At 36.0% G+C, this 23,003-nt stretch carries 24 protein-coding genes; 14 read left to right on the top strand and 10 right to left on the bottom strand.

Going from position 1 to position 23,003, the window contains the following annotated elements; translation table 11 throughout:
- Window positions 1-12: 12 nt before the first annotated feature.
- The 4 genes from AQ616_RS14855 (at window position 13) to AQ616_RS14840 (ending at window position 2,434) form a co-directional block, all read left to right on the top strand.
- On the top strand, window positions 13-726 hold the full coding sequence (locus tag AQ616_RS14855) for an SAM-dependent methyltransferase (RefSeq protein ID WP_069686127.1): 714 nt from the start codon (window positions 13-15) through the stop codon (window positions 724-726).
- Window positions 727-898: 172 nt separating this feature from the next.
- The gene (locus AQ616_RS14850) at window positions 899-1,375 is read left to right on the top strand and encodes a DUF2975 domain-containing protein (protein ID WP_017795484.1); all 477 of its coding nucleotides are present in this window, start codon (window positions 899-901) and stop codon (window positions 1,373-1,375) included.
- Between the two features lie 10 nt (window positions 1,376-1,385).
- Complete coding sequence (locus tag AQ616_RS14845) at window positions 1,386-1,601, top strand: helix-turn-helix domain-containing protein (protein ID WP_017795485.1); 216 nt, start codon at window positions 1,386-1,388, stop codon at window positions 1,599-1,601.
- 29 nt (window positions 1,602-1,630) lie between these two features.
- Window positions 1,631-2,434 carry a DUF817 domain-containing protein gene (locus AQ616_RS14840; protein WP_069686274.1) on the top strand — a complete coding sequence of 268 codons (804 nt, stop codon included), beginning with the start codon at window positions 1,631-1,633 and terminating at the stop codon, window positions 2,432-2,434.
- 78 nt (window positions 2,435-2,512) lie between these two features.
- Here AQ616_RS14840 and AQ616_RS14835 read toward each other — a convergent pair whose 3' ends face one another.
- Together AQ616_RS14835 and AQ616_RS14830 are read right to left on the bottom strand one after the other, a co-directional pair.
- Window positions 2,513-3,295: a 2-keto-4-pentenoate hydratase gene (locus AQ616_RS14835; RefSeq protein ID WP_069686126.1), complete on the bottom strand. Its 783-nt coding sequence runs from the start codon at window positions 3,293-3,295 to the stop codon at window positions 2,513-2,515.
- 24 nt (window positions 3,296-3,319) lie between these two features.
- The gene (locus tag AQ616_RS14830) at window positions 3,320-4,483 is read right to left on the bottom strand and encodes a pyridoxal phosphate-dependent aminotransferase (RefSeq protein ID WP_017795488.1); all 1,164 of its coding nucleotides are present in this window, start codon (window positions 4,481-4,483) and stop codon (window positions 3,320-3,322) included.
- 234 nt (window positions 4,484-4,717) lie between these two features.
- Between AQ616_RS14830 and brnQ the strand changes: the two genes are divergently transcribed.
- Window positions 4,718-6,064: a branched-chain amino acid transport system II carrier protein gene (brnQ, locus tag AQ616_RS14825; protein ID WP_017795489.1), complete on the top strand. Its 1,347-nt coding sequence runs from the start codon at window positions 4,718-4,720 to the stop codon at window positions 6,062-6,064.
- 53 nt (window positions 6,065-6,117) lie between these two features.
- Here the strand turns inward: brnQ and AQ616_RS14820 are convergent, their stop codons facing one another.
- The 4 genes from AQ616_RS14820 to AQ616_RS14805 form a co-directional block, all read right to left on the bottom strand.
- Window positions 6,118-6,681, bottom strand: a complete 564-nt coding sequence (locus tag AQ616_RS14820) for a 5' nucleotidase, NT5C type (protein ID WP_069686125.1) — start codon at window positions 6,679-6,681, stop codon at window positions 6,118-6,120.
- Between the two features lie 11 nt (window positions 6,682-6,692).
- Window positions 6,693-7,796, bottom strand: a complete 1,104-nt coding sequence (gene ribD / locus AQ616_RS14815; RefSeq protein ID WP_017795491.1) for a bifunctional diaminohydroxyphosphoribosylaminopyrimidine deaminase/5-amino-6-(5-phosphoribosylamino)uracil reductase RibD — start codon at window positions 7,794-7,796, stop codon at window positions 6,693-6,695.
- Window positions 7,789-8,544 carry a GTP cyclohydrolase II gene (locus tag AQ616_RS14810; protein WP_017795492.1) on the bottom strand — a complete coding sequence of 252 codons (756 nt, stop codon included), beginning with the start codon at window positions 8,542-8,544 and terminating at the stop codon, window positions 7,789-7,791. Before AQ616_RS14810 ends, ribD begins: the two co-directional genes overlap by 8 nt.
- Window positions 8,545-8,626: 82 nt before the next feature.
- Window positions 8,627-9,217 carry a TetR/AcrR family transcriptional regulator gene (locus AQ616_RS14805; protein ID WP_017795493.1) on the bottom strand — a complete coding sequence of 197 codons (591 nt, stop codon included), beginning with the start codon at window positions 9,215-9,217 and terminating at the stop codon, window positions 8,627-8,629.
- 174 nt (window positions 9,218-9,391) lie between these two features.
- On the opposite strand from AQ616_RS14805, the gene AQ616_RS14800 reads away from it, so the two are divergent.
- Together AQ616_RS14800 and AQ616_RS14795 are read left to right on the top strand one after the other, a co-directional pair.
- A complete protein-coding gene (locus AQ616_RS14800) occupies window positions 9,392-10,225 on the top strand; it encodes a MerR family transcriptional regulator (protein ID WP_069686124.1) in 834 nt (277 codons plus the stop codon).
- Window positions 10,206-11,939, top strand: a complete 1,734-nt coding sequence (locus AQ616_RS14795) for an ABC transporter ATP-binding protein (protein WP_069686123.1) — start codon at window positions 10,206-10,208, stop codon at window positions 11,937-11,939. The genes AQ616_RS14800 and AQ616_RS14795 overlap by 20 nt, the downstream gene beginning before the upstream one ends.
- Window positions 11,940-12,123: 184 nt before the next feature.
- Here the strand turns inward: AQ616_RS14795 and AQ616_RS14790 are convergent, their stop codons facing one another.
- The 3 genes from AQ616_RS14790 to AQ616_RS14780 are packed head-to-tail and all read right to left on the bottom strand — an operon-like array spanning window position 12,124 to window position 14,020.
- Window positions 12,124-12,822, bottom strand: coding sequence for a hypothetical protein (locus AQ616_RS14790; RefSeq protein WP_069686122.1), 699 nt, complete (start codon window positions 12,820-12,822; stop codon window positions 12,124-12,126).
- Window positions 12,819-13,697, bottom strand: coding sequence for an ATP-binding cassette domain-containing protein (locus tag AQ616_RS14785; RefSeq protein WP_069686121.1), 879 nt, complete (start codon window positions 13,695-13,697; stop codon window positions 12,819-12,821). Before AQ616_RS14785 ends, AQ616_RS14790 begins: the two co-directional genes overlap by 4 nt.
- Window positions 13,694-14,020 (bottom strand): GntR family transcriptional regulator, encoded by a 327-nt coding sequence (locus tag AQ616_RS14780; protein ID WP_083900543.1) that lies wholly within the window; start codon window positions 14,018-14,020, stop codon window positions 13,694-13,696. The genes AQ616_RS14785 and AQ616_RS14780 overlap by 4 nt, the downstream gene beginning before the upstream one ends.
- 185 nt (window positions 14,021-14,205) lie before the next feature.
- Here AQ616_RS14780 and aroD point away from each other — a divergent pair, with 185 nt between their 5' ends.
- The 5 genes from aroD (at window position 14,206) to AQ616_RS14755 (ending at window position 18,766) form a co-directional block, all read left to right on the top strand.
- A complete protein-coding gene (aroD, locus tag AQ616_RS14775) occupies window positions 14,206-14,973 on the top strand; it encodes a type I 3-dehydroquinate dehydratase (protein ID WP_069686120.1) in 768 nt (255 codons plus the stop codon).
- 315 nt (window positions 14,974-15,288) lie between these two features.
- A complete protein-coding gene (locus tag AQ616_RS14770) occupies window positions 15,289-16,230 on the top strand; it encodes a metal ABC transporter solute-binding protein, Zn/Mn family (RefSeq protein ID WP_069686119.1) in 942 nt (313 codons plus the stop codon).
- Complete coding sequence (locus AQ616_RS14765; protein ID WP_069686118.1) at window positions 16,223-16,993, top strand: metal ABC transporter ATP-binding protein; 771 nt, start codon at window positions 16,223-16,225, stop codon at window positions 16,991-16,993. Before AQ616_RS14770 ends, AQ616_RS14765 begins: the two co-directional genes overlap by 8 nt.
- Window positions 16,971-17,885 (top strand): metal ABC transporter permease, encoded by a 915-nt coding sequence (locus AQ616_RS14760; RefSeq protein WP_069686117.1) that lies wholly within the window; start codon window positions 16,971-16,973, stop codon window positions 17,883-17,885. The genes AQ616_RS14765 and AQ616_RS14760 overlap by 23 nt, the downstream gene beginning before the upstream one ends.
- Window positions 17,882-18,766: a metal ABC transporter permease gene (locus AQ616_RS14755; RefSeq protein WP_017795503.1), complete on the top strand. Its 885-nt coding sequence runs from the start codon at window positions 17,882-17,884 to the stop codon at window positions 18,764-18,766. Before AQ616_RS14760 ends, AQ616_RS14755 begins: the two co-directional genes overlap by 4 nt.
- Window positions 18,767-19,205: 439 nt before the next feature.
- Here the strand turns inward: AQ616_RS14755 and AQ616_RS14750 are convergent, their stop codons facing one another.
- On the bottom strand, window positions 19,206-20,804 hold the full coding sequence (locus AQ616_RS14750) for a catalase (protein ID WP_069686116.1): 1,599 nt from the start codon (window positions 20,802-20,804) through the stop codon (window positions 19,206-19,208).
- 197 nt (window positions 20,805-21,001) lie between these two features.
- Between AQ616_RS14750 and yfkAB the strand changes: the two genes are divergently transcribed.
- Both yfkAB and AQ616_RS14740 read left to right on the top strand, forming a co-directional pair.
- Complete coding sequence (yfkAB, locus tag AQ616_RS14745) at window positions 21,002-22,132, top strand: radical SAM/CxCxxxxC motif protein YfkAB (protein WP_069686115.1); 1,131 nt, start codon at window positions 21,002-21,004, stop codon at window positions 22,130-22,132.
- 161 nt (window positions 22,133-22,293) lie between these two features.
- The gene (locus AQ616_RS14740; protein WP_017795506.1) at window positions 22,294-22,785 is read left to right on the top strand and encodes an NUDIX hydrolase; all 492 of its coding nucleotides are present in this window, start codon (window positions 22,294-22,296) and stop codon (window positions 22,783-22,785) included.
- The last annotated feature ends 218 nt before the right edge of the window (window positions 22,786-23,003 follow it).

Here is a 23,003-nt window from a genome sequence, read left to right as displayed (position 1 = left end):
GGGATTTGTTTTGTGGAATGGGTGAGAGGATTTTATGAAAAGCAGTATAGTTTGTGGGAAGTGAGTGATACAGAAGAGCTTGAATCTCAACAGAAATTACTGAATAAATTGAAAAAATACACACCATCTTCGTGTAAAAAAATCTTGGAATTGGGTGGCGGACGAGGTTATTTTGCAGTCGCTGCAGCAAAGTTAGGATATGAAGTTACTGTTATAGAGTTAGCGGAAAATGCTGTACATTATATATACCAACTTGCTAAGCAAGAAGGTGTACTATCTAAAATCACCATCATACATGAGAATTTTTATAAAACGGAACTAACCGAGCATTTTGATGTGGTATGTTATTGGGATGGATTCGGAATAGGAGACGATCAAGAGCAACAGGTTTTACTAAAACGAATACATCGCTGGCTGAGACCAGGTGGAAAAGTGTTGATTGATATATATACGCCATGGTATTGGGCAAAAATTTCGGTAAGGGCAATGCAGATAGAGAAAGGGTTATTTAGGAAATATGACTTTGATGCAATAAATTGTAGAATGATAGATTCTTGGTGGAAGGAAGGTAGAGAAACCGAGAAAGTCACGCAATCTTTAAGGTGTTATTCTCCGGCTGACTTAGAGCTGCTAATCAGTGATATTCCATTGACGCTAACACAGTGTGAACCAGGCGGGGAAATGAATTATGATAGATATATATATAGAATCGGTTTCGTTAGCTAGAGCGATGAGTTATCTGGCTATTTTTAGTTATGAATAATATTTTACTAAATAATAGTGGAGTAGAGTATTCCTGTAATTACAAGGAATGCTTTTTATTTTCGATAAATATTTATTGAAATTCGATAAATATATGTTAATATATAATAAATAAATGGTTGATGAGGTGGTTTTGATGAAGCGAGAAACACAAGTGTTGAAAGTTGCCGTATTTCTTATTGGTCTTCCGGTTTTAGCTTTATGTATATTTTTAATACCTGAAGTTATTTCGATAACTGAACGTAATGGAGAATTTTTTTATCTACTTCCTTTGTTTATAATTTATTTGTATTTCACAGCTATTCCATTTTATTACGCATTGTTACATGCCTATAAGTTATTACAGTATATAGATCAAAACAAAGCATTCTCTGAACGGTCGATAAAATCTCTGAAAATTATCCGATATTGTGCAACGATTATCAGTGTGATGTATGTAATTAGCTTGCCCATTTTCTATATAATAGCTGAAATGGATGATGCTCCAGGGTTGTTGGTAATTGGTTTAGTAATTACTTTTTCTTCATTGATAATCGCAGTTTTTGCTGCTGTATTACAAAAGTTATTTAAAAATGCGAACGATATAAAATCCGAGAATGATCTAACAGTCTGAGGTGAATAACATGGCAATTATCATAAATATTGATGTAATGCTCGCAAAACGGAAAATGAGTGTTACAGAATTATCAGAACAGGTAGGAATTACGATGGCTAACCTTTCTATATTAAAAAATGGTAAGGCAAAAGCTATTCGTTTTTCGACGTTGGAAGGAATTTGCAAAGCTTTAGATTGTCAGCCTGGAGATATATTAGAATACAAGTCTGATTCAGGAGATTAATGTTTGTTATTTGTGAGAGGGGTGGAAAGGTGGGGGCATTAAAACAATTCATTCGCTTTGGTTGGGAGCAAGCTTTATCTTGTTTATTTCCAGTGGTTATCTTTGCTTCACTTGCAATTACGCAAATCATCCCACTACCTTTTTTGCCACGATATGATTGGTTATTAATAATTTGTATACTCATGCAGTGGTTCATGTTGAGATCAGGTTTGGAAACAAAAGATGAATTAAAAGTAATTACATTGTTTCATATAATTGGCCTTTGTCTAGAACTGTTTAAAGTACATATGGGTTCTTGGGCTTATCCTGAGGAAGGGTATACGAAAGTCTTCGGGGTACCTTTGTATAGTGGTTTTATGTATGCCAGTGTGGCAAGTTATCTATGTCAGGCATGGCGTAGGCTTGATATTCAGTTAATGCAATGGCCTTCATCCTATATAGTAGCGCCTTTAGCATTAGCTATTTACTTGAACTTTTTCACACATCATTTTTGGGTAGATATTCGATGGGGTTTATCTATTCTAGTTGTGATTATTTTTTGGAAATCGTATGTTGTTTATAAAATAGATAAGTCTAGATATCGTATGCCGATTGTATTTTCTTTTATCCTGATTGGATTTTTCATATGGATTGCAGAAAATATAGCAACCTACTTTGGTGCATGGGAGTATCCAAATCAAGCGAATACGTGGAGTTTGGTTCACTTAGGAAAGATAAGTTCCTGGTTGCTACTAGTGATTGTTAGTTTTCTAATTGTTGCAACATTAAAACGTGTGAAAGAAAAAGATCCGAGTACATTGGAGGCTAACGTAAATCGTTATTATGGATCTTAGTTTCAGCCTAAACCTATTGTAATTATAAAAACACCCCTAAAAGTAGATTTTCTCTACTCTTTGGGGTGTTACATTTATTTAGTTCACAATCGTTATTTCTGCTTTTCCAACTCCAGGATATACTGCTTCGTAATGACCAATTTTTAATGGGATTGGAGAAATAAAAGTGCCTGAAGAAATGATCATTCCTTTTTTTAGGGTTGTTCCGTGTAGTGCTAATTTTTGACTTAACCAACGTACAGCATGAATTGGATTGTCTAATACAGCAGAAGAGAATGCTTCTTTAATCTTCTCTCCGTTATGATATAGTTTTAATGGAATGTTTCCTAATTGTTCTAACGCTAATATAGGTACTGGTTCAGCAATTATTACTCTACCAGTTGCTGTGTTATCGCTTAATAAGTCGATAAGAGAAAAGTTTGGGAACCAATCAATATAGCGTGCATCAGGAATCTCGATTCCAGCAGCCATACTTGTTTTTTGAAGAATTTCGGCTTCTTCTGCGTCTAGTGTTAAATCTTCGTTTACAATAAAGATTAATTCAGGTTCAATTAATGGCTGAAAAAGTTCCGACTTTGATAATTGTCTTCCTGATGATATTACATGATTCGATAACAATGTGCCGTATGCAGGTTCATGTGTACTTGCTATTGCTTGGGTCTCTTTACTTGTCATACTAACTTTATATCCTGAGATATGTACGTTATTTTCTTCAAGCTGATGTTTAATATATAACTCCTGAACTTGATAAGCTTCTTCTTCTGTTAGATCGAACTCATCTCGAATAAAAGGAATAGGCTGTTTGGATTGATGCGCTTTTTTAAGTTGATGAACAATTTCAAGTATGCTCTCTTTACTCATGTATATCTTTCCTTTCGAGTTGATTTAAAATAGGTTTAATCTTTCTATACGTTTCATTGCTTCCACAATACGTTCTTCATCGACAAGTAAACCTATGCGTATGTAGCCTTCACCGAAAGTTCCAAATCCATTTCCAGCTGCAACAGCTACATCGACCTGATTCAATAAATAATCAGCAAAAGTCTCACTGGTGAATCCTTTTGGTACAGGTAACCAAGCGAAGAAGGAGCCTTTTGGTGCTTTTATATCCCAGCCAATACGTTTACATTCAGTAATTAACGTATCTCTTCGTTTTTGATATAGGGTAACTAAATCTTGTACACTGCTTTGATCACTTAATAATGCTTCTGAAGCGGCTCTTTGTATTGCAGGAAAGATACTGACGAATAAATGATCTTGTAAAATATTAATGGCTTCAATCATTTCTTTATTACCAGCTGCAAAGCCGATGCGCCAACCTGCCATATTATACGTTTTAGATAGCGTATATAGCTCAATTCCTACTTCTTTTGCCCCTTCTGTTTGTAGAAAACTAATCGGTTTTTCTTCGTTGAAACCGATTGCTCCATAAGCAAAATCATGAACAATTCCAATATCATAATTCTTTCCAAGTGCCACAGTTTCTTTAAAGAAATCACTATGTGCAGTAGCTCCAGTCGGATTGTTTGGGTAATTTAAATATAATAGCTTCGTGCGTTCTTTTTGGCTTAGGGTAAGTTGTTCATAATTTGGTAAAAAATTATTTTCTTCTAAAAGAGGCATAGTATCATATTGAATATCAGCTAATGGTATGCTCGACAAATAATCGGGGTATCCTGGATTAGGGAGCATCATCCATTCATTAGGGTTCATCAGTGCTAATGGAAGTTCTACAAGTCCAATTTTACTTCCAAATAATATAGCAATTTCTGTGTCAGGATCCAAATCTACTTGGTATTCTCGTTTGTAAAACGTAGCAGCTGCTTTCCGAAAATCTTCGGTTCCGCGAAAAGGGGAATACTTATGAGTTATAGGATCTTCTGCGGCTGATTGTAAAGCTTTTATAATATGAGATGGAGTAGGTTGGTCTGGATTACCTTGACCTAAATTAATAACATCTCTTCCTTCAGAAATGGCTTGATTTACTTTTTGTACGAGAGATGCAAAGAATTGTGGAGGTAATTGTTTTAATCTTTTGGATTGTTTCATGTTGTATCCTCCTTTGTTTTGGAATGTTCAAATTACTATAAATATTAACTTCATTCCTTATATCTGTCTACCTTAAAACAAAGAAAATTTTACCATGAAATAAATTGTAGAAACTTGTCAAAATATGTTGCATTTATATGAGGTAAGGTGTATGATTATTTTCGTTGTACTTCTTATACTAAAAAATCAGATAATTCCAAGAATTTTTCGGCTATGTTGGAGGGAATCACAGCTATGGATAATAAATTACAAGTAAAACAATACTTAGCGATTGCATTTATGCTTTTCGCATTGTTCTTTGGGGCAGGAAATCTTATTTTTCCAGCACAACTAGGGCAACTGGCAGGAGAAAATATTGTTCCTGCGATCATTGGATTTTTAATAACCGGTGTAGGCTTACCTTTACTTGGAATATTAGCAATGGGATATTCAGGTAAGAAAAATCTTCAAGAATTGGCGAGCAGAGTACATCCAATTTATGGGGTTGGATTTACTGCATTACTTTATCTTACAATTGGACCATTTTTTGCAGCACCGAGAACGGGAACGGTAGCATTTGAAGTAGGGATTGGACCGTTTATTAAAGAAGAATCATTTCAAACGGGTCTACTCATTTTTACAATCGTATTTTTCCTAATTACTTTATTATTTTCATTATATCCAGCGAAAATTGTTGATAATATTGGAAAAATCCTTGCACCACTGTTAATCATTTTGTTAGCAATACTATTGATTGTTTCATTTTTCAATCCAATGGGATCTATTCAAGAACCGCAAGAAGCTTATCAAGCATCTAGTTTCTTTAAAGGTTTTTTAGAGGGATATAACACAATGGATGCACTGGCAGCACTGGTATTTGGAATCATCGTTATTCAATCCATTCGTGCTTTAGGAGTAAAATCGAAACAGGGGATATTAGTTGCTACAGCGAAAACAGGGATTACTGCTATTTTGCTATTAGGGGTAATCTATGTTGGTATTTCATATTTAGGAGCAACGAGTGTAAGTACTATAGGATATTTTGATAATGGTGGACCGGTATTAAGTGGCGCAGCGAGTCATTATTTTGGAACGTTCGGTAGTTTATTAATGGCAGTTCTGATTTCATTAGCTTGTTTGACCACTGCGATTGGTTTAGTAACGGCAAATGCAGAGTATTTTAATACATTATTTCCGAAAATAGGATACAAACCTTTTGTTTTCTTCTTCTCTATTTTAACGTTTATCGTTGCTAATTTTGGATTGACGAACATCATAACGTTCTCCATCCCTGTATTAATGTTCTTGTATCCTTTAGCAATGGTGCTTGTCTTATTAACATTTGTATCTCCATTATTCTATCACTCTCGATGGGTGTATTTACCAACTATTGGTATTACGTTTATTCTCAGTATTTTTGATGGCTTAAAAGCGTTGTGTGATTCTTTAGGAATCGAGAACTTTGCTTGGATGCAACCGATTCTTAATGTATTTGAAACGGTATTACCATTTTACAATGAAGGTTTAGGATGGATAGTACCAGCGCTAGTAGTTACCATCATCATGATGGCTGTTGTTCGCTTTCGCCAGACCAACGCTTAATAAAGTGAATATCAAAAACGCCCGAAACCTAAAATTGGTTATCGGGCGTTTTATTACATTTTATTCTGTAAAAAGTCATGCCAATCAATGATACGTGAGAATTTATTAAAATTTCGATTGTAAGATTGGTCTTTAATAAGAAGGTTCGTATTTGTTTTAGCCAGTGTATCTAAAACAGCGGGTTTGTCATCCACATAGTAGTCTAAGTCAAGCTGTTGAATTACCTTCACTTTTTCAGTATCCTTCATTCCATGAAAAAAACGACTATCTAAAACAGGGAACCCATTTTGACGTAACCAAGCTTTCGTTTGCTCACCATGTGGCTTGGGGCGAGCAGTGATATAATAAATTTCATGGCTACGTTCTTCAAGTTGTTGAATGGCCTCCAATGCCCCAGGGTAAAGTGGGCAATCCGTAAAGTATATTTCTTCTAGTGAATCCTCCCACATCTGTTTGCCTTCCTGCTCGTTCAGGCTGAATAATTCATGAATTTCTACACGGTCAAGTTGATCAAATTTTTCTTTTTCAACTTGTTGGTTTAGCTTTCTTTGATAAATGTGAAAAGCATGTTCGCGTAATCGTATCAGTGTATCGTCAATATCAAAACCAAATTTCATCTATGAAACTCCTAATCATTTAATTCTTTAAAAACCGGATATCCGATAAATCTAAAATCAGATCCAATCTGATCTACGCTTAAGTTAATTAAATCAATAGAATCTTCCATCCATTCGATACCTGTCCCTTCAAAGAAGGTAGGTGCATCTTTTCCACCACTTAATTTTGGAGCCATGTAAAGGACTATTTTATCAACGAGTCCAGCTGCTAAGAAAGAAGCATGGATATTTCCTCCACCCTCTAATAATAAGGAGGAAATTTGTTGGTTTCCGAGATGATTAACAACATCCTGTATGTCAGTCTGTTCCTTGCCAGAAGTTATAACTACCTCGACACCAAGCGATTCTAACTTTTCCTTTTTTTTCAGATCTACTTCTTCTTTTGTAAATATCATTGTGTGAGCTTGTTGATCTTGAATAAGTTGTGAATCAAGAGGGATACGTAAATTTGAATCAAGTACAATTCTGATTGGATTCCGTCCATTTGGTATTCTGGTGGTAAGTGCTGGATTATCATGAAGTATAGTTTGAATGCCAACTAATATTGCAGCATGTTCATTTCTAAGATGGTGAACATCTTCACGTGCTTCTTCAGAAGTAATCCACTTACTATGGTTGGTCTTTGTTGCTACTTTTCCGTCTAATGTAGAAGCGGCCTTCATTGTAATAAAAGGCAATTTTTGAGTAATAAATTTATTGAACACTTCATTCATCGAAATAGATTCTTCTTCTAGTACACCGACTTCTACTTCGATTCCAGCATCTTGTAGTATTTTTACACCAGTTCCTGCTACCAAAGGATTTGGATCAAGAGTTGCGATAACAACGCGTTGTATACCTGCTTCAACTAGTGCACGGGCACAAGGGCCTGTTCGACCTTGGTGTGAACAAGGTTCTAGTGTGACATAGACCGTTGCTCCTTTGGCATTATTACCAGCCATTTGTAGCGCATGAATTTCTGCATGTGGTTCACCGGCCTTGAGGTGGGTTCCTACACCGACAATTCGATTATGATTAACAATAACCGCACCGACTAAAGGATTTGGGTCTGTTTGACCTTTCATCGCTTTTGCATTCTCTAAAGCGAGTTTCATATATTGCTTATCATTAGTCATTACTGCATTTTCCATCCTCTCGTAAGTGACCGGATTTTATCACTTTAGTGTCTAGATATTTTTGGTTATATTCTGAACGGTCGCCCCACAAAGGAGTTCGTCCAGATAGGTGTAACCCAGCATTTTCAAGAGCTTCTACTTTGAGTGGGTTGTTTGTGATCAGTGTAACTGGCTTGCTGCGAAGTGTCCGCAAAACTGCAATTGCATCTTTATAATCTCTTGCATCATTTACGTACCCAAGACTTTCATTTGCTTCCACAGTGTCATAACCATTCTCTTGTAGTACATAGGCCATCGCTTTACTAAATAAGCCTATACCGCGTCCTTCGTGATTTGCTAAATAAAATAAAGCACCAGTACCATGTTCTCTAATTTTCTTCAATGATTCCTTTAATTGAAAGCCACAGTCACAACGTTTGCTACCAAAAATGTCACCAGTATGGCAAATCGAATGCATACGAATAAGTGCATCTTCTGTCTGAGCAAAATCTCCATAGACCAAGACACTAGATTGTTGATATTCTGCCAGATTTGCAGAAGATAGCTTTTCAATCATTCTTTCATAATCCTCTGTTACTTCATCATAATTTAACCAACAATACCATTGAAAAACAGTAGTCTCTCCTTCTAAGTTTATCGGAAGTTGGATTGGCCCAACCAAATATATTGCATGATCGTTTTGTTGAATAAGTTGAATTTTATCTTTTAAAAGGGCAAAAGCCTGTGATTCTAGTTTTGTATTTAACATCTGAAAGACTCCTTTCAATTGATTCATAGTATAGTGTATTACTGTTATCAAATCAATTGTTCCAACTCCGGCTAATAAGGGCTTACACCCTATTTTTGTTTCCTGTAATTCCGTAGAAAAAGATTTGCGTTAATTCTTCCTTAAGCGGAAGTGCTTGTGAAATAACATCTTCTCTTCTTATATAATCTGTAAACATTTGCATATAAAAGAAAATCGCTTCGTTATTTAGATTCGGTTCGATTTCCTTTGCTTCTCGACCTTGGTTGAATAATTCCATAACGGAGGGGATTATCTCTTTTTGATATAACTTGGTTAAATAACTGTTATTTTTAGACAACTCATCTATTAAATAAGCATAAAATTCCGTATGAATATTACTTGCTGCTTCCATTTTATCAAACATTACCATTCTTAATTTCTCTGTAAATGATAAATTACTGTCAATCAATGTTTTATATTCATTCCAATATTCATGGATAAACTGAATGAGTACTTCGTATTGTAACTTTTCTTTACTCTCAAAGTAATTGTATATGGTCACTTGCGATACATTTGCGTGTGTTGCAATTTCATTTATAGATACATTTTTAATTCCATTTTGTTGGAATAATTCTAAACCCGCATGGATAATGGCCTGTTTCTTCATCTGTTTTCTTCGCTCAAAACCATCCACATAGACACCTCCACTATTATCTTAATAGATTTTTTGAAATATAACAATGAGATTATTTCAAAACTTTTGGAGGAGTTCTATTCTATAGAAAAGGATGTTTCTTTTTCTATAGAGTTTTTATTGCGCCTAACGTAACGTGAGGTGATATGATTTACTTAGGAAAGGGGATAATTCATGACAAACGATATTTTTTCTGTGAGTGAATTTGCTGAATACACAGGTTTATCGATACGAACATTGCACTATTATGATGAAAAAGGGATATTACAACCAAAAAGGGATAAGAATACAGGACATCGTAAGTACGTAAAAGAAGATATGCTTCGTCTGCACCAGATTTTAACACTGAAATTTTTGGGATTTACATTAGAAGAAATTAAAGAAATCATCATCTCAACAAGTGTTGATTTGAGTTTTATTGAAACATTAAGATTACAAGAAGCAAAATTAGTAGAAGAGAAAGAGAAAATTGAAGTGTCTTTGGAGATGATACAACGATCAGTACAACTTATTGAAGATGAAAAAGAAATTGACAAAGACATGTTAGTAAGTTTGCTTGCAAGTATGCAAACGGAAAAACAACAGAAAGAAATATCAAAAGGGATTATGTCAGACCAAGCGATTGATGAATTATTTAAAGCAACTAGTAGTGAAAAGTTGCTCTGGGAGAAAGAAATGTTGCATTTCTATAAAGAAACGAAACGATTAGTAGGAAAGTCAAGTGATGATTCAGAAGTAATGAATCTATTTCAGCGTTTTTTAAATTTTGTTCTAGATATTTTTAAAGTGGAAGGATTTGAGGAGCTTGAAAGCATATTAAAATCTGAAAAAGTGCAAGACGTCAGTGATGAAGAGTTGAATCGTTTTATCTTAGAAATGGAGAAGCTAGTTCCGACACCGTTAACAAAGGAAGAAGAACAGTGGCTCGATGAAATGATGACAACATATATGACAGAAAACAGCGATTTCTGGAAGGGAGAAGCATGGAGTGGAAAAAGATCAACGTAATAAAAAAGCATTTCTATCTTTAATTTTGACTGCGAATATCCCAAAGTTTATTCTTGCTTTAGGATTAATTGGAAGTATTATCACGACGTTGGTAGGACTTACAATACCACTGTTAACAAGGGAGTTAGTCGATGGATTTTCATTAACTTCACTAACCTTAAACTTTATCTTACTCATTATAGGTATATTTGTATTACATGCACTGATTGATGGTTTTTCTACTTATGCATTAGCCTATGTCGGGCAACGAGTAGTGGCGTATTTAAGGGAGTCTATTTGGCAAAAGATGATTCGTCTACCTGTCAGGTATTTTGATCAACAACCCAGTGGGGAATCCGTTAGTAGAGTAATTAATGATACGGGTATTGTAAAAGATCTCGTATCGCAGCACTTTCCACAATTTATCTCCGGACTAATATCTATTATCGGTGCAGTCACCATCTTATTAATAATGGATTGGCGTATGACATTAATGATGCTGGTAGCTGTACCGGTTACAGTAATTGTAATGATTCCATTAGGAACACGAATGTCAAAAGTTTCACGTAAATTACAAGATGAAACGGCTTCTTTTCAAGGGGATATTCAACAAACGATTAGTGAAATTAAGTTGATGAAATCATCTACCGCTGAGGAAGCAGAACAACAAAAAGGTTTAAAGGGTATTGGTAATTTGTTTCGCACAGGATTAAGGGAAGCCAAAATCTTCTCTGTAATTGGTCCGTTTATGTACATGGTCGTGATGCTCGTTATTGTAGTTATTATAGGATATGGCGGAATTCGAGTAGAAGAAGGAACGATGACGACTGGGGCATTAGTCGCTTTCTTACTCTATTTATTTCAAATTACATTTCCAATAACTACATTTGCCATGTTCTTTACTGAATTACAAAAAGCAAAAGGTGCTACTGGAAGAATTGTAGAAATTCTGGATGAGGATGTAGAAGAGACACATAAAGGAATCGATAAAAAAATTGATAATGAAGCTTTACAGTTTTCCGACGTATCCTTTTCTTATGAAAATGGGGAAGAGGTACTTAAAAATATTTCTTTCCAAGCAAATCCAGGTGAGATGATTGCTTTTGCTGGACCAAGTGGTGGAGGGAAGACAACGGTATTTGGTCTTATTGAGCAGTATTATCAACCTGGTAAAGGTGAGATTTTAATTGGAAGTCAACCGATTAATGAAGTATCCATGTTATCTTGGCGTACTCAGTTAGGGTATGTTTCTCAAGAAAGTTCTATGATGTCAGGGACAATCAGGGATAATTTAACTTACGGGCTTCGAGATGCGGATAAAATAAACGATAGTCAGCTGTGGGAAGTTGCGGAAATGGCATATGCTGACCAATTTATTAAAGAACTTCCAAATGGTTTAAATACTGAAGTAGGGGAGCGGGGAACGAAATTATCTGGTGGACAACGACAGAGGATTAATATAGCAAGAGCTTTTTTACGTAATCCAAAGTTGTTGCTTCTAGATGAAGCGACAGCTAGCCTTGATAGTCAATCTGAACAAGTAGTTCAAAAGGCGTTGCAGCGTCTAATGGAGGGGAGAACAACATTTGTTATCGCCCATCGATTGTCAACGATTGTAGATGCGGATCAAATTATTTTTATTGAGGATGGACAAATAACAGGAAAAGGAAATCATCAAGAGTTGATTGAATCTCATCCATTGTATCGACAGTTTGCGGAACAACAGTTGACTTGATGATACAAATGCAAACCATTGATTCTGCTGGATTTGAATAATGTCACAGCGTAAAATGTGAGATGCTCCTCCCTGCAAGCACGAAACTATGGGAAATGATTTCGGAGCTTGTGCTTTCCGTGTGGAGACACTCACATTTTATTGCTGTAACAAATTTGAAAGCCATTAAGATTTTAAATAGTTGTTACATTACAACTGTAATCTCTTTAATGAGTCGGTGATTAATGTACAACAAAATTCCTGCAAACACAATACTCAATACAATGGATAATGGGAAGGATTGTAAAGATAAATGTGGGAAGAAATTAATATGAGATAGCCCCCACAGTAAACCAGTAATATTTACAAATATTAGTGCTAGCGGTACAAAAGCTAATGTACCGAGAACCCAGCCCAATCGATAATATCCTAAACCAATCATCCAACCAATCAAGTAGTATAGTGCGTGGATTAGTGTGTAACTAATAAACACTTCGATAAAGGAAAAGAACCCTGTGGGTGATACTTCATTTGTCCATGTAATATCCCATCCAGCATTCTGAACTAATAGGTGCAACAATCCATTCATAAGAAATATGGTTATAGAAATTGCTATAGCAAGTAACACTGAGGCACCAATGGTTGCCTTGAAAAAGTTTCTCCGTGTAATACCTTGTTTTGCAAAGTAATCGAAAAAGCTATAAGTGGATAAAATTCCAATTATTAACATAAATATAGAAGACGATCCATTAGAAAACATGGAAAAATCTGTGAATTCAATTGCTTCTACATATACTTGATATAATAATACAGCAATATAGATAAGAAGAATTGTAAATGCGTACCATAAAGACCATTTGAATTGCTCTCTGAATATGCCTAACCCAAGTTTTTTTGTATTCATGCTTCATCTTCCTCCTTTGTTAAATGAATAAATAAATCATGTAATGAAAGAGGACCAATATCCAAGTCTAAATCTTTTGCTTCCCTTCTTTTTTGTTCAGTTAATTCTCCGAACACCATTACTGATTTTGTTCCACCTAAAATTTGACTATTTAAAACTTCAAGTTCATTTGTGAATGCATCTACATGGTCTTTATTTCCAGTAATGGAAAAACCTTTAGAAATAACATTTTCATTTGTGTCTTGTAAGAGAATTTTACCGTGATGAATGATGGTAACTTCATCAAAAAGGTAATCCATCTCAGATACTAGGTGTGTGGATACGATCATCGTTCTAGGATGTTTTTCTTGATCAGCCAACAATTCTTTATAAAATAATTCTCTTGTTGGAGCATCCATTCCTAAATATGCTTCATCGAAAATGGTTAATGGCGTACGGCATGCTAAACCAATAGTTACTTGTAGCGCAGACTGTTTTCCTTTGGATAATTGATTAATCTTCTTTTTTAATGGAAGCTTGAATTTCTTGACTAATTCATTGGCATAGGATGCGTCAAAATTTGGACGAAAGTCGGAGAGCTCTTTTAACACGTCGCCTACTTTTTCGTATTCATAGGTTTGATCTTTATCATAGATAAAAGCAGTACCTTGCATAATACGTGGGTGGTCGAAAGGATCTTCCCCATCAATTGTAATCGTTCCTTCCTCTGCTTTGCGGAAGTTAGAAAGAATCGATAGTAAAGTTGTTTTACCTGCTCCATTTCTTCCAAGCAATCCATGGATTTTTCCTTTGTTAAGTGTAAAGCTAACTTGATTAAGTGCTTTAAAATCTTTATATCGTACTGTTAAATCATTGACTATTATTTCATAGCTCATGATTGAATCCTCCTTTTCGCTTGTTTTATTAAATCGAATATTTCTTGCTCTGATACTTTTAACTTCTCTGCTTCTTGAACGAGACCGATAACATAGTTATCCATAAAAGATTCTTTTCGTTTTTGAATCAACTTCTTTTTGGCTCCTTCCATAACGAACATACCTACACCTCGTTTTTTAAATAAGATATCTTCCTCAACTAACTGATTGATTCCTTTCGAAACTGTCGCATGATTTATTTTGTAAAACTGAACAAGTTGATTAGTTGAAGGAGCTTGATCTCCTTCTTTCAACTGGTCATTCACAATTTGATCTTCAATCATTTCTCGAACTTGGATAAATATTGGTTTATCACTATCTAACTGGTTCAATGTTTTCACCACCTACTATACCGTTATGGTTATATGGTTATATACTCATGTGTATAACTATAAAACTAAAAAAGATTAAAGTCAATAGGCAAGTGAAATATTTTGATATACTATGGTGATAAGAGGGGTGAGCGTCAATGAAAAACGTTGTTCGTGTGAAGAATTTATCTATCGGAGAGGGAAAACCGAAAGTGTGTGTTCCGATAACAGGAGCTACTAAGAAAGAAATAAATGACGAGTTAGATTTACTACAAACAATCAAAGTTGATTTAATCGAGTGGAGAGGAGATTTATTCCAAGAAATTGAAAATAAAGAAGCGGTAAAAAGTATGCTACAAAAAATAAACCAAGAAATACCCAATTTCCCTCTATTATTTACTTTCCGGACAAAAGAAGAAGGTGGAGGGAGAAAAGTCACTCTGGAAAAATATAAGGAAATTAATCGTTTCGTTATCGAGTCAGAGCTGACCAACATGATTGATGTTGAACTGCATCGAGGTGAGAAGTTAGTAAAAGAGCTTGTTTCTTTTGCTCATCTGCATAACCAAAAAGTGGTTATTTCTAATCATGATTTTAATCAGACGCCTTCACATGAAGAAATCATATCGCGTCTAAAATTAGCAGCTGATTACGAGGCTGATATTGGAAAAATTGCTGTGATGCCTCATAGTAATACAGATGTTCTAACTTTGCTTTCTGCAACATCTGATATGAATGAACAAAGTAAGATACCAATTGTTACCATGTCAATGGGAGGAGAAGGAGTAATAAGTCGTTTAGCTGGAGAAGTATTCGGTTCAGCAATCACATTTGCTTCAGGTAAACAAGCTTCAGCACCGGGACAGGTTGAAGCAAAAAAATTACATTCGATTTTAAATGTTATTCATGATTCCTTGAAAGGATAAGAGGTTGGGGCATAAAAAGTTTTGTTCAAAAGACGAGTGGATTAGAATGAACATAAGAAATATACGAAGATTTTTTTTGAGGAATACAAAGGTAAGTTTCCCGATGCATAGTGCAGTATATTTCTAAAGCAGTTCATTTAAATGTATCTTTTGAGTAAATACTATTGCCCTGACCTCTTTTTTTATAGTAAAAAAGTTTCCTTGGCGCAAAAAAGTATCCTGCATAAAATTTACTTGACAAAATAAAAAACTAAGCATAATGTAGGGATTAACGAATAAAGTTTACCTAAGGCAAAATTGAAAGGGGAACACAAAATGAAAAGTTTTAAGAAAAACATATGGGGATTAGCAATGATTGTTGGACTATTATTTTTAGCAGCATGTGGATCAAGTGAAGAGACTACTAGTAATAAAGAGGAAAAAATAAATGTAGTCACGACTATTGCGCAAATCGGTGAACCTCTATCTGTAATTGGTGGAGAACATGTAAATGTTGAAAGTTTGATGGGACCTTCGGTGGACCCGCATTTATACAATCCGACACAAAGCGATATCTCAAAAGTCGATAGTGCAGATTTAATCTTTTATAATGGGTTAAATTTGGAAGTGAATATGGTCGATGTATTTGATTCTATCGGTACTGAAAAACCTGTCTTAGCAATTGGAGATACACTTTCAGAAGAACAATTACTAGAAGACGAAGAAGGGGCGGTAGATCCGCATATTTGGTTTGATATAGACCTTTGGGAGAGCGCTCTAAATGCAGCGGTTGAAGAATTAAAAGAATATGCACCAGAACATGCAGACGAATTTGAAGCGAATAAACAAGCCTATTTTGAAGAGTTAGATAGCTTACGAGAGAGTGCAGAAAAGCTAGAAGAAATACCGGAAGAGCAACGTGTGTTAGTAACTGCTCATGATGCATTTGGTTATTTTGGAAACCAGCATGACATGGAAGTAGTTGGACTACAAGGTCTAAGTACAGAAGGTGAAATTGGCGTTTCAGATATTAATGAAACTATTGGATTAATTGAGGAATACAAAGTGCCGGCAATTTTTGTTGAAAGTAGCGTAAACCAAGATTCCATCAATGCAGTTATTGAAGGTGCTTCGAGTAATGATGTAGATGTACAACTTGGTGGAGAATTATTCTCGGACGCAATGGGTGAAAAAGGTACAGATGAAGGTACTTATATTGGCATGTATCAGCATAATATAGATACCATTCATGAAGCATTAACTAGGGGAGATGATTAAAGTGGGGTCATCTGTCATACATGTAGATGATTTATCTGCTTCTTATCAAAAAAATAAAGTATTAGAGAATGTTCAGTTTCGAGTGGAAGAAGGTACACTAACAGGAATCGTTGGACCAAATGGTGCAGGAAAATCAACTTTAATTAAAACGATGCTCGGACTTCATCCAATATTAACTGGTAAGGTAAACTTTTGGGGACAGACGTTCAAAAAAACGAAGAAAAAGATTGGATATGTACCGCAGCGTGGTTCGGTTGATTGGGATTTTCCTACTGATGCCTTAGATGTAGTGACGATGGGGCTCTATGGCAAGATCGGTTGGCTCCGTACACCTTCGAAAAAAGACAAAGGGAAAGCGATGGAAGCGTTGGATAAGATGGGGATGAATGCCTATGCGCATCGTCAAATCAGTCAACTTTCTGGAGGGCAACAACAGCGTGTCTTTTTAGCACGTGCTTTAGTTCAAAATGCTGATTTATACTTTATGGATGAACCACTAGCTGGAGTAGATGCGTCTACAGAAAAAGCAATTATGGCAATTCTCCAGGAATTAAAACAACAAGGAAAAACAGTAATGGTTGTGCATCATGATTTACAGACAGTTCCGGAATATTTTGATCATGTATTATTTTTAAATCGTACAGTATATGCGTATGGAAAGACGGACGACATCTTTACCAAAGAGAACATAGCGAAAACATATGGCGGTAATATGCAATGGATTGGAGAGGGAGATCAGTATGTGGTCCACACTACTTCATAGTAATACAATGTGGGTACTACTTAGCACTGCTATCTTAGGAATAGCAGCAGGTGTTATTGGCTGCTTAGCTTATTGGAAAAAACAAAATCTAATGAGTGATGCGCTTTCTCATGCCGCCTTACCTGGAGTAGTTATTGCCTTTTTAATCATTGGCGAGAAAAATTTATTATTGCTAGTGCTTGGAGCGGCTACGAGTGCGTTGCTTGGGGCCTTTTTAATCCAATGGATAACAGGATCTAGTCGAATAACCGAGGATACAGCAATGGGTATGGTTCTTTCTGTATTTTACGGTGTTGGAGTAATGCTGTTATCTATTGCTAATCGTTCTGCGGGTGGTAATCAAAGTGGATTAGACAGCTTCATCTACGGGCAAGCTGCCGCAATGGTTCGCTCTGACGTAGTGACAATGATTGTACTTGCTGGGATTGTTATATTTATCGTATTTATTGGATTTAAAGAATGGAAGCTTTACTTATTCGATGCTTCTTTTGCAAAAGGAATAGGGATGTCTATACGTGGAATGAATGCACTTTATACACTTGTTCTCGTAACCACGATTGTAATCGGGATTCAGGCAGTTGGAGTCATTTTAATGGCAGCGATGCTTATTATTCCAGCAGTTAGCGCAAGATACTGGACGCATTCCTTTAGATATATGATTCTACTATCTGCAACATTTGGAGGGATATCGGGAGCAGTTGGTTCATGGATTAGTTCAACAGGTAGTGGCCTGCCAACTGGACCATTTATCGTTGTAGCTTCTGCGATATTCTTTATTGGTTCTTTATTATTTGGAAAAGAGAAAGGTATTATCATTCGTTATATTCAATTTAAGATACAACAACGAAATTCCAATAGTATATTAGCTATAAAAGATGGTGATGCATCATGACGTATACAGCTTGGATTATTTTAACTGCTGCACTTGTTGGCCTTTCCTGTGGATTAATTGGTGTATTTCTGATTTTGAGAAAGCAAGCGATGATGGCGGATGCAATAAGTCATACGGTTTTATTAGGAATTGTGTTGGCCTATATGGTTACACAACAATTAAGTGGAACTGCGATGCTAGTTGGAGGAATTTTAGCTGGAATATTAACAGCATTTCTTGTTCAAATGTTAAACTCCCTAAAAGTACAACATGATGCCTCACTAGGGATTGTATTTACTACGTTATTTGCTATCGGTGTCATCTTAATATCTACTTCAGTTGGGAATGTTCATCTTGATGTAAAACACGCATTAATGGGTGAAATTACGTTTATTCCGTTTACAACTGTAAGTCTCCCGATAATCGGAGATATACCTCGGGCTACGGCATTATTAGCGATAGTATTATTGATTGTTATTTTCTTTATCGTTGCTTTCTATAAGGAATGGAAAATAACGTCCTTTGATCCAGCTTTAGCTGCAAGTATTGGTATACCAGTATTGTTACTACATTATGTGTTTATGACACTAGTCTCGGTAACCACTGTAGCTTCTTTTGATGCGGTAGGTGCGATACTCGTTGTGGCCATGTTAATTACTCCAGCAGCAGCAGCGTATTTATGGACAGATAAGTTGATTGTTATGTTACTGTTGAGTGGAAGTTTTGGTGTATTAGCAGCTATCGTTGGATATTGGATTGCAACTTGGCTAGATACATCTATTTCTGGATCAATGGCATTTGCAACTGGACTTATTTTCTTAATAAGCTTTCTTTTATCACCAAAGCATGGATTAGTATCAAGATGGATGAAACCATCTGAAATAGTAGAACATTCATCTTAACAGGAAAAATGCCGATGAGATGAGTGCCCATAATACGGAGGACGAGGCTGATAAGGTAACTCAAAAGCTTAATGAGTGCCCATAATACGGAGGACGAGGCTGATAAGGTAACTCAAAAGCTTAATGAGTGCCCATAATACGGAAGACAAGGCTGATAAGGTAACTCAAAAGCATGATGAGTGCCCATAATACGGAATACAAGGCTGATAAGGTAACTCAAAGGCATGATGAGTGCCCATAATACGGAGGACAAGGCTGATAAGGTAACTCAAAAGCTTAATGAATGCCCATAATACGGAGGATGAGGCGAAAAAGGTAACTTATAAGCATGATGAGTGCCCAGAATTCAAGAGACGAAGCGGAAATGGTAACTCATTAACATGGTCATATGAAAACCCGAACTACAGATTTGATAGTTCGGGTTTTCATATTTTTTAACTTAATAGGGATCAGCCTCATGTCCTTTGTCTATTGCTTTTTTCGGCGCTTGTTCAGCATCTTTTGCACCTAAAGGATTATGTGGTGTACCCATTTTCTTCGCTTCTGCTAATCCTTCGCGTAAACGTCTGCCATATTCTTCGTCTGCTTCTTCTGCTAACGCAATCATTTTATCTTGGATGCGTTGGTCACTTACAGATAAGTCACCGACTAAATTGGAAATTAATTCTGCTTTTTCCCATTCCTCGAATTCACGGAATGTATGTCCAGCTTGTTTTGTATTATCGTTCCGATCAATGGATTCGCGTACAAGATTCCCCTCAATGTGAGGCGTGTATTCTTTACCGGTTTGTTCTGTTTCTTCTAGGCCTCCAAGTACAGATGGCTCATAGTTGATATGTGGATTTTGTGCAGGTGCTTTATCATTTTTCTGACGCAGTTGACCACCTTCATGGTTGGTAGCGACACGTTTCTTAGATTCATTAACTGGTACTTGCAGATAGTTTGCTCCTACACGATAGCGTTGAGTATCGGAATAAGAGAACGTCCTTCCTTGCAGCATTTTATCGTCAGAGAAGTCTAATCCATCTACTAAAACGCCAGTTCCAAATGCGGCTTGTTCTACTTCTGTAAAGTAATTTTCAGGGTTTTTATTTAATACCATTTTACCGACTGGATGCCATGGGAACTGATCCTCTGGCCACAATTTAGTATCGTCTAAAGGGTCAAAGTCTAGTTCTGGATGTTCACCATCACTCATAATTTGAACAAATAACTCCCATTCTGGGTAGTCTCCATTTTCGATTGCATCGTATAAATCTTGTGTCGCATGGTTGAAGTTGGTAGCTTGAATCTCTTCAGCTTCTTTGGCAGTTAAATTTTTAATGCCTTGCTTTGGTTCCCAGTGATACTTCACAAGTACAGCCTCACCATCTTTATTAACCCACTTATACGTATTCACTCCAGAGCCTTGCATCATCCGGTAATTTGCTGGAATTCCCCAAGGTGAATATATAAACGTCACCATATGAAAGGATTCTGGAGAATTTGCACAAAAATCAAAGAATCTTTCAGAATCTTGAATGTTAGTTACAGGATCTGGACGGAAGGCGTGAATCATATCCGGGAATTTCATTGCATCTCGAATAAAAAAGATTTTAATGTTATTTCCTACTAAATCCCAATTTCCATCTTCTGTATAAAATTTAACCGCGAATCCACGTGGATCACGAACCGTTTCTGGAGAGTGATTTCCATGTACTACTGTAGAAAAACGTACAAATACAGGAGTTTGTTTACCTTTATCTTGAAATACTTTTGCTCGTGTATATTTGGACACTGGATCATTTCCAACAGTACCATACGTTTCAAAGTATCCATGGGCTCCAGCTCCTCGTGCATGAACGATTCTTTCTGGAATTTTTTCACGGTCAAAATGACTAATTTTCTCAATGAAATCATAGTTTTCTAATGTAGCAGGACCTCGGTTACTCACTGTGCGTATGTTTTGATTGTTTGTGACAGGATGACCTTGACGATTTGTAAGTGACATATCATTTTCTAAGTTACTTTTGTTCATAGATTCATCTTTTTTTGTCATGTTTGTTCCTCATTTCATTTGATTTTAGTCAATACAAACAAATATATTCTTTTTTATCTTTTCCAATGGGATTAAAAATAATCGGAATTTCAGTATTTTTTCTGTGTAAATCTCGGTCAATTATAAATGAGGGGTAAGCAAGAAATGGTAGGCATGTTAAAATGAATAAGGTAAATAGAAAGGAAGTTTTGTAAAAAATGAGTGTACGTACAATAAATCAACCAATGTCACCAACCAATGATCCATGGGAAGCTTACATGGATGTAAAGGAACACGGGAAAATGACATTATCTAATATTGAATTTACAACGACGTATATGTGTAATATGCGTTGTGCACATTGCGCTGTAGGGTATACCTTACAACAAATGGATCCAGATGCATTGCCAATGGAACTGATAGAGAAACGATTAGATGAAATCCCACATTTGCGAACGTTAAGTATTACAGGTGGGGAACCAATGATGAATAAAAAATCGGTTCGTCAATATGTCTTGCCTTTACTGAAATATGCCCATAGGCGTGGCATTAAGACACAGATGAATTCCAACTTAACTTTGCCATATAATCGATATGAAGAAATTGTTCCCTTTTTAGATGTATTACATATTTCACATAACTGGGGAACGGTTGAAGAATTTGCGGAGACAGGATTTGCATTAATGGACCGAAAACCTTCTGAAGAAAATCGTGCCAAGTATTTTGAAAGGATGGTAGAAAATGCACAACGATTATCCAAAGAAGGTGTGATGGTTTCTGCTGAAACAATGTTGAACAAACGAACATTTCCGCATTTAGAAAGTATTCATAATCATGTACTGGAAATGGGTTGTGCTCGCCATGAAATCCATCCAATGTATCCAGTAGATTTTGCAGAAAATCTAGAGATTCTGTCCTTAGATGAGATGCGAGAAGGGATTACTCGATTGTTAAATCATCGAAACCAAGACTTATGGATGTTATTTGGGACTTTGCCATTCTATGCATGCAGTGGAAATGATAATGATATCGAATTGCTCAAGCGTCTATACAAAGAACCCAATGTTTCCGTTCGTAATGATCCAGATGGTCGTTCCCGGTTGAATGTAAATATTTTTACGGGTGATATAATTGTTACGGACTTTGGTGATGAACCAAAGCTAGGAAATATAAAAGCGGATTCCTTACCTAACGCATACGATCGTTGGATGGAGACAAAGACAGCTAAAAGCTTAAATTGTCATTGTCCTGCAGTATCTTGCTTAGGGCCCAATGTACTTGTTAAAAATGCATACTATAAAGATGTTGATTTTCAACAGCGAAAAGCACGAATAAGTCAATCGAATTAGAAGGGCTACCAAAAGGAGTATCTATTAGATCATTATTGTACTTCTTTAATTTGCCTATTAACTTTCAGGCACTTCAAAGATTCAACCACCTAGAAACATAGTTAGGAAAGTTAGACCGTAAATAGACAACTATATTCTCACAGTAAAGGTGGCTTAATCTAATGGAAATATGGGATTTATATGATATAAATCGAAACAAAATAGGGAAAACACATCAAAGAGGAATAGAGATTCCCGAGGGGTGTTTTCATCTTGTGGTTCGTGCATGGGTAAAAAATGATAAGGATGAAGTTTTGTTATCAAAAAGGCATCCACATAAGCCTTTCGGAGGATTCTGGGAGAACACTGGAGGCTCAGCTATTCAAGGTGAAAATAGTCTCCAAGCAGTATTAAGAGAAGTATCGGAGGAAATAGGGTTGCAATTAATACCAGAAGATGGGAAGTTAATTCTTCAACAAACTAAAAATGTCTCGCATCAAGATATTTGGTTGTTTCGTTCGAATGTAGCTATTGATGAGCTATCTTTTCAAGAAGATGAAGTTGTCGATGCTATGTGGGTGGATAAAGGTAAATATTATGATATGCAAAATGAAGGTTTGATTGTTCCTACCATTTCAGTATTTTCGGCTTGGGAGGATAAACCATACATCTGAAGTTACAGAAAATGCTACTGTCCTAGTAGCATTTTTTTGTGCATGCATAGAGTTTATAAAAATTTGTGTACTGTGTATAACTAAATAACTTAAATAGCCATGTCCGGCGCATGCGCCTTTGTTCTATAAAATCGGTCCACTAGCCGACGACGAAAATATCCCGAGTCAATAGAATAAAGAGTGTGAGAAATATTCGAGGAGGAGCATACAGATGTTTA

The organism is Oceanobacillus sp. E9 (assembly GCF_001741975.1).
Taxonomy (GTDB): Bacteria; Bacillota; Bacilli; order Bacillales; family Amphibacillaceae; genus Oceanobacillus; species Oceanobacillus kimchii.
The sequence above is the reverse complement of the archived record's forward strand: the minus strand, read 5'-3'. Positions and strand labels throughout refer to the sequence as shown.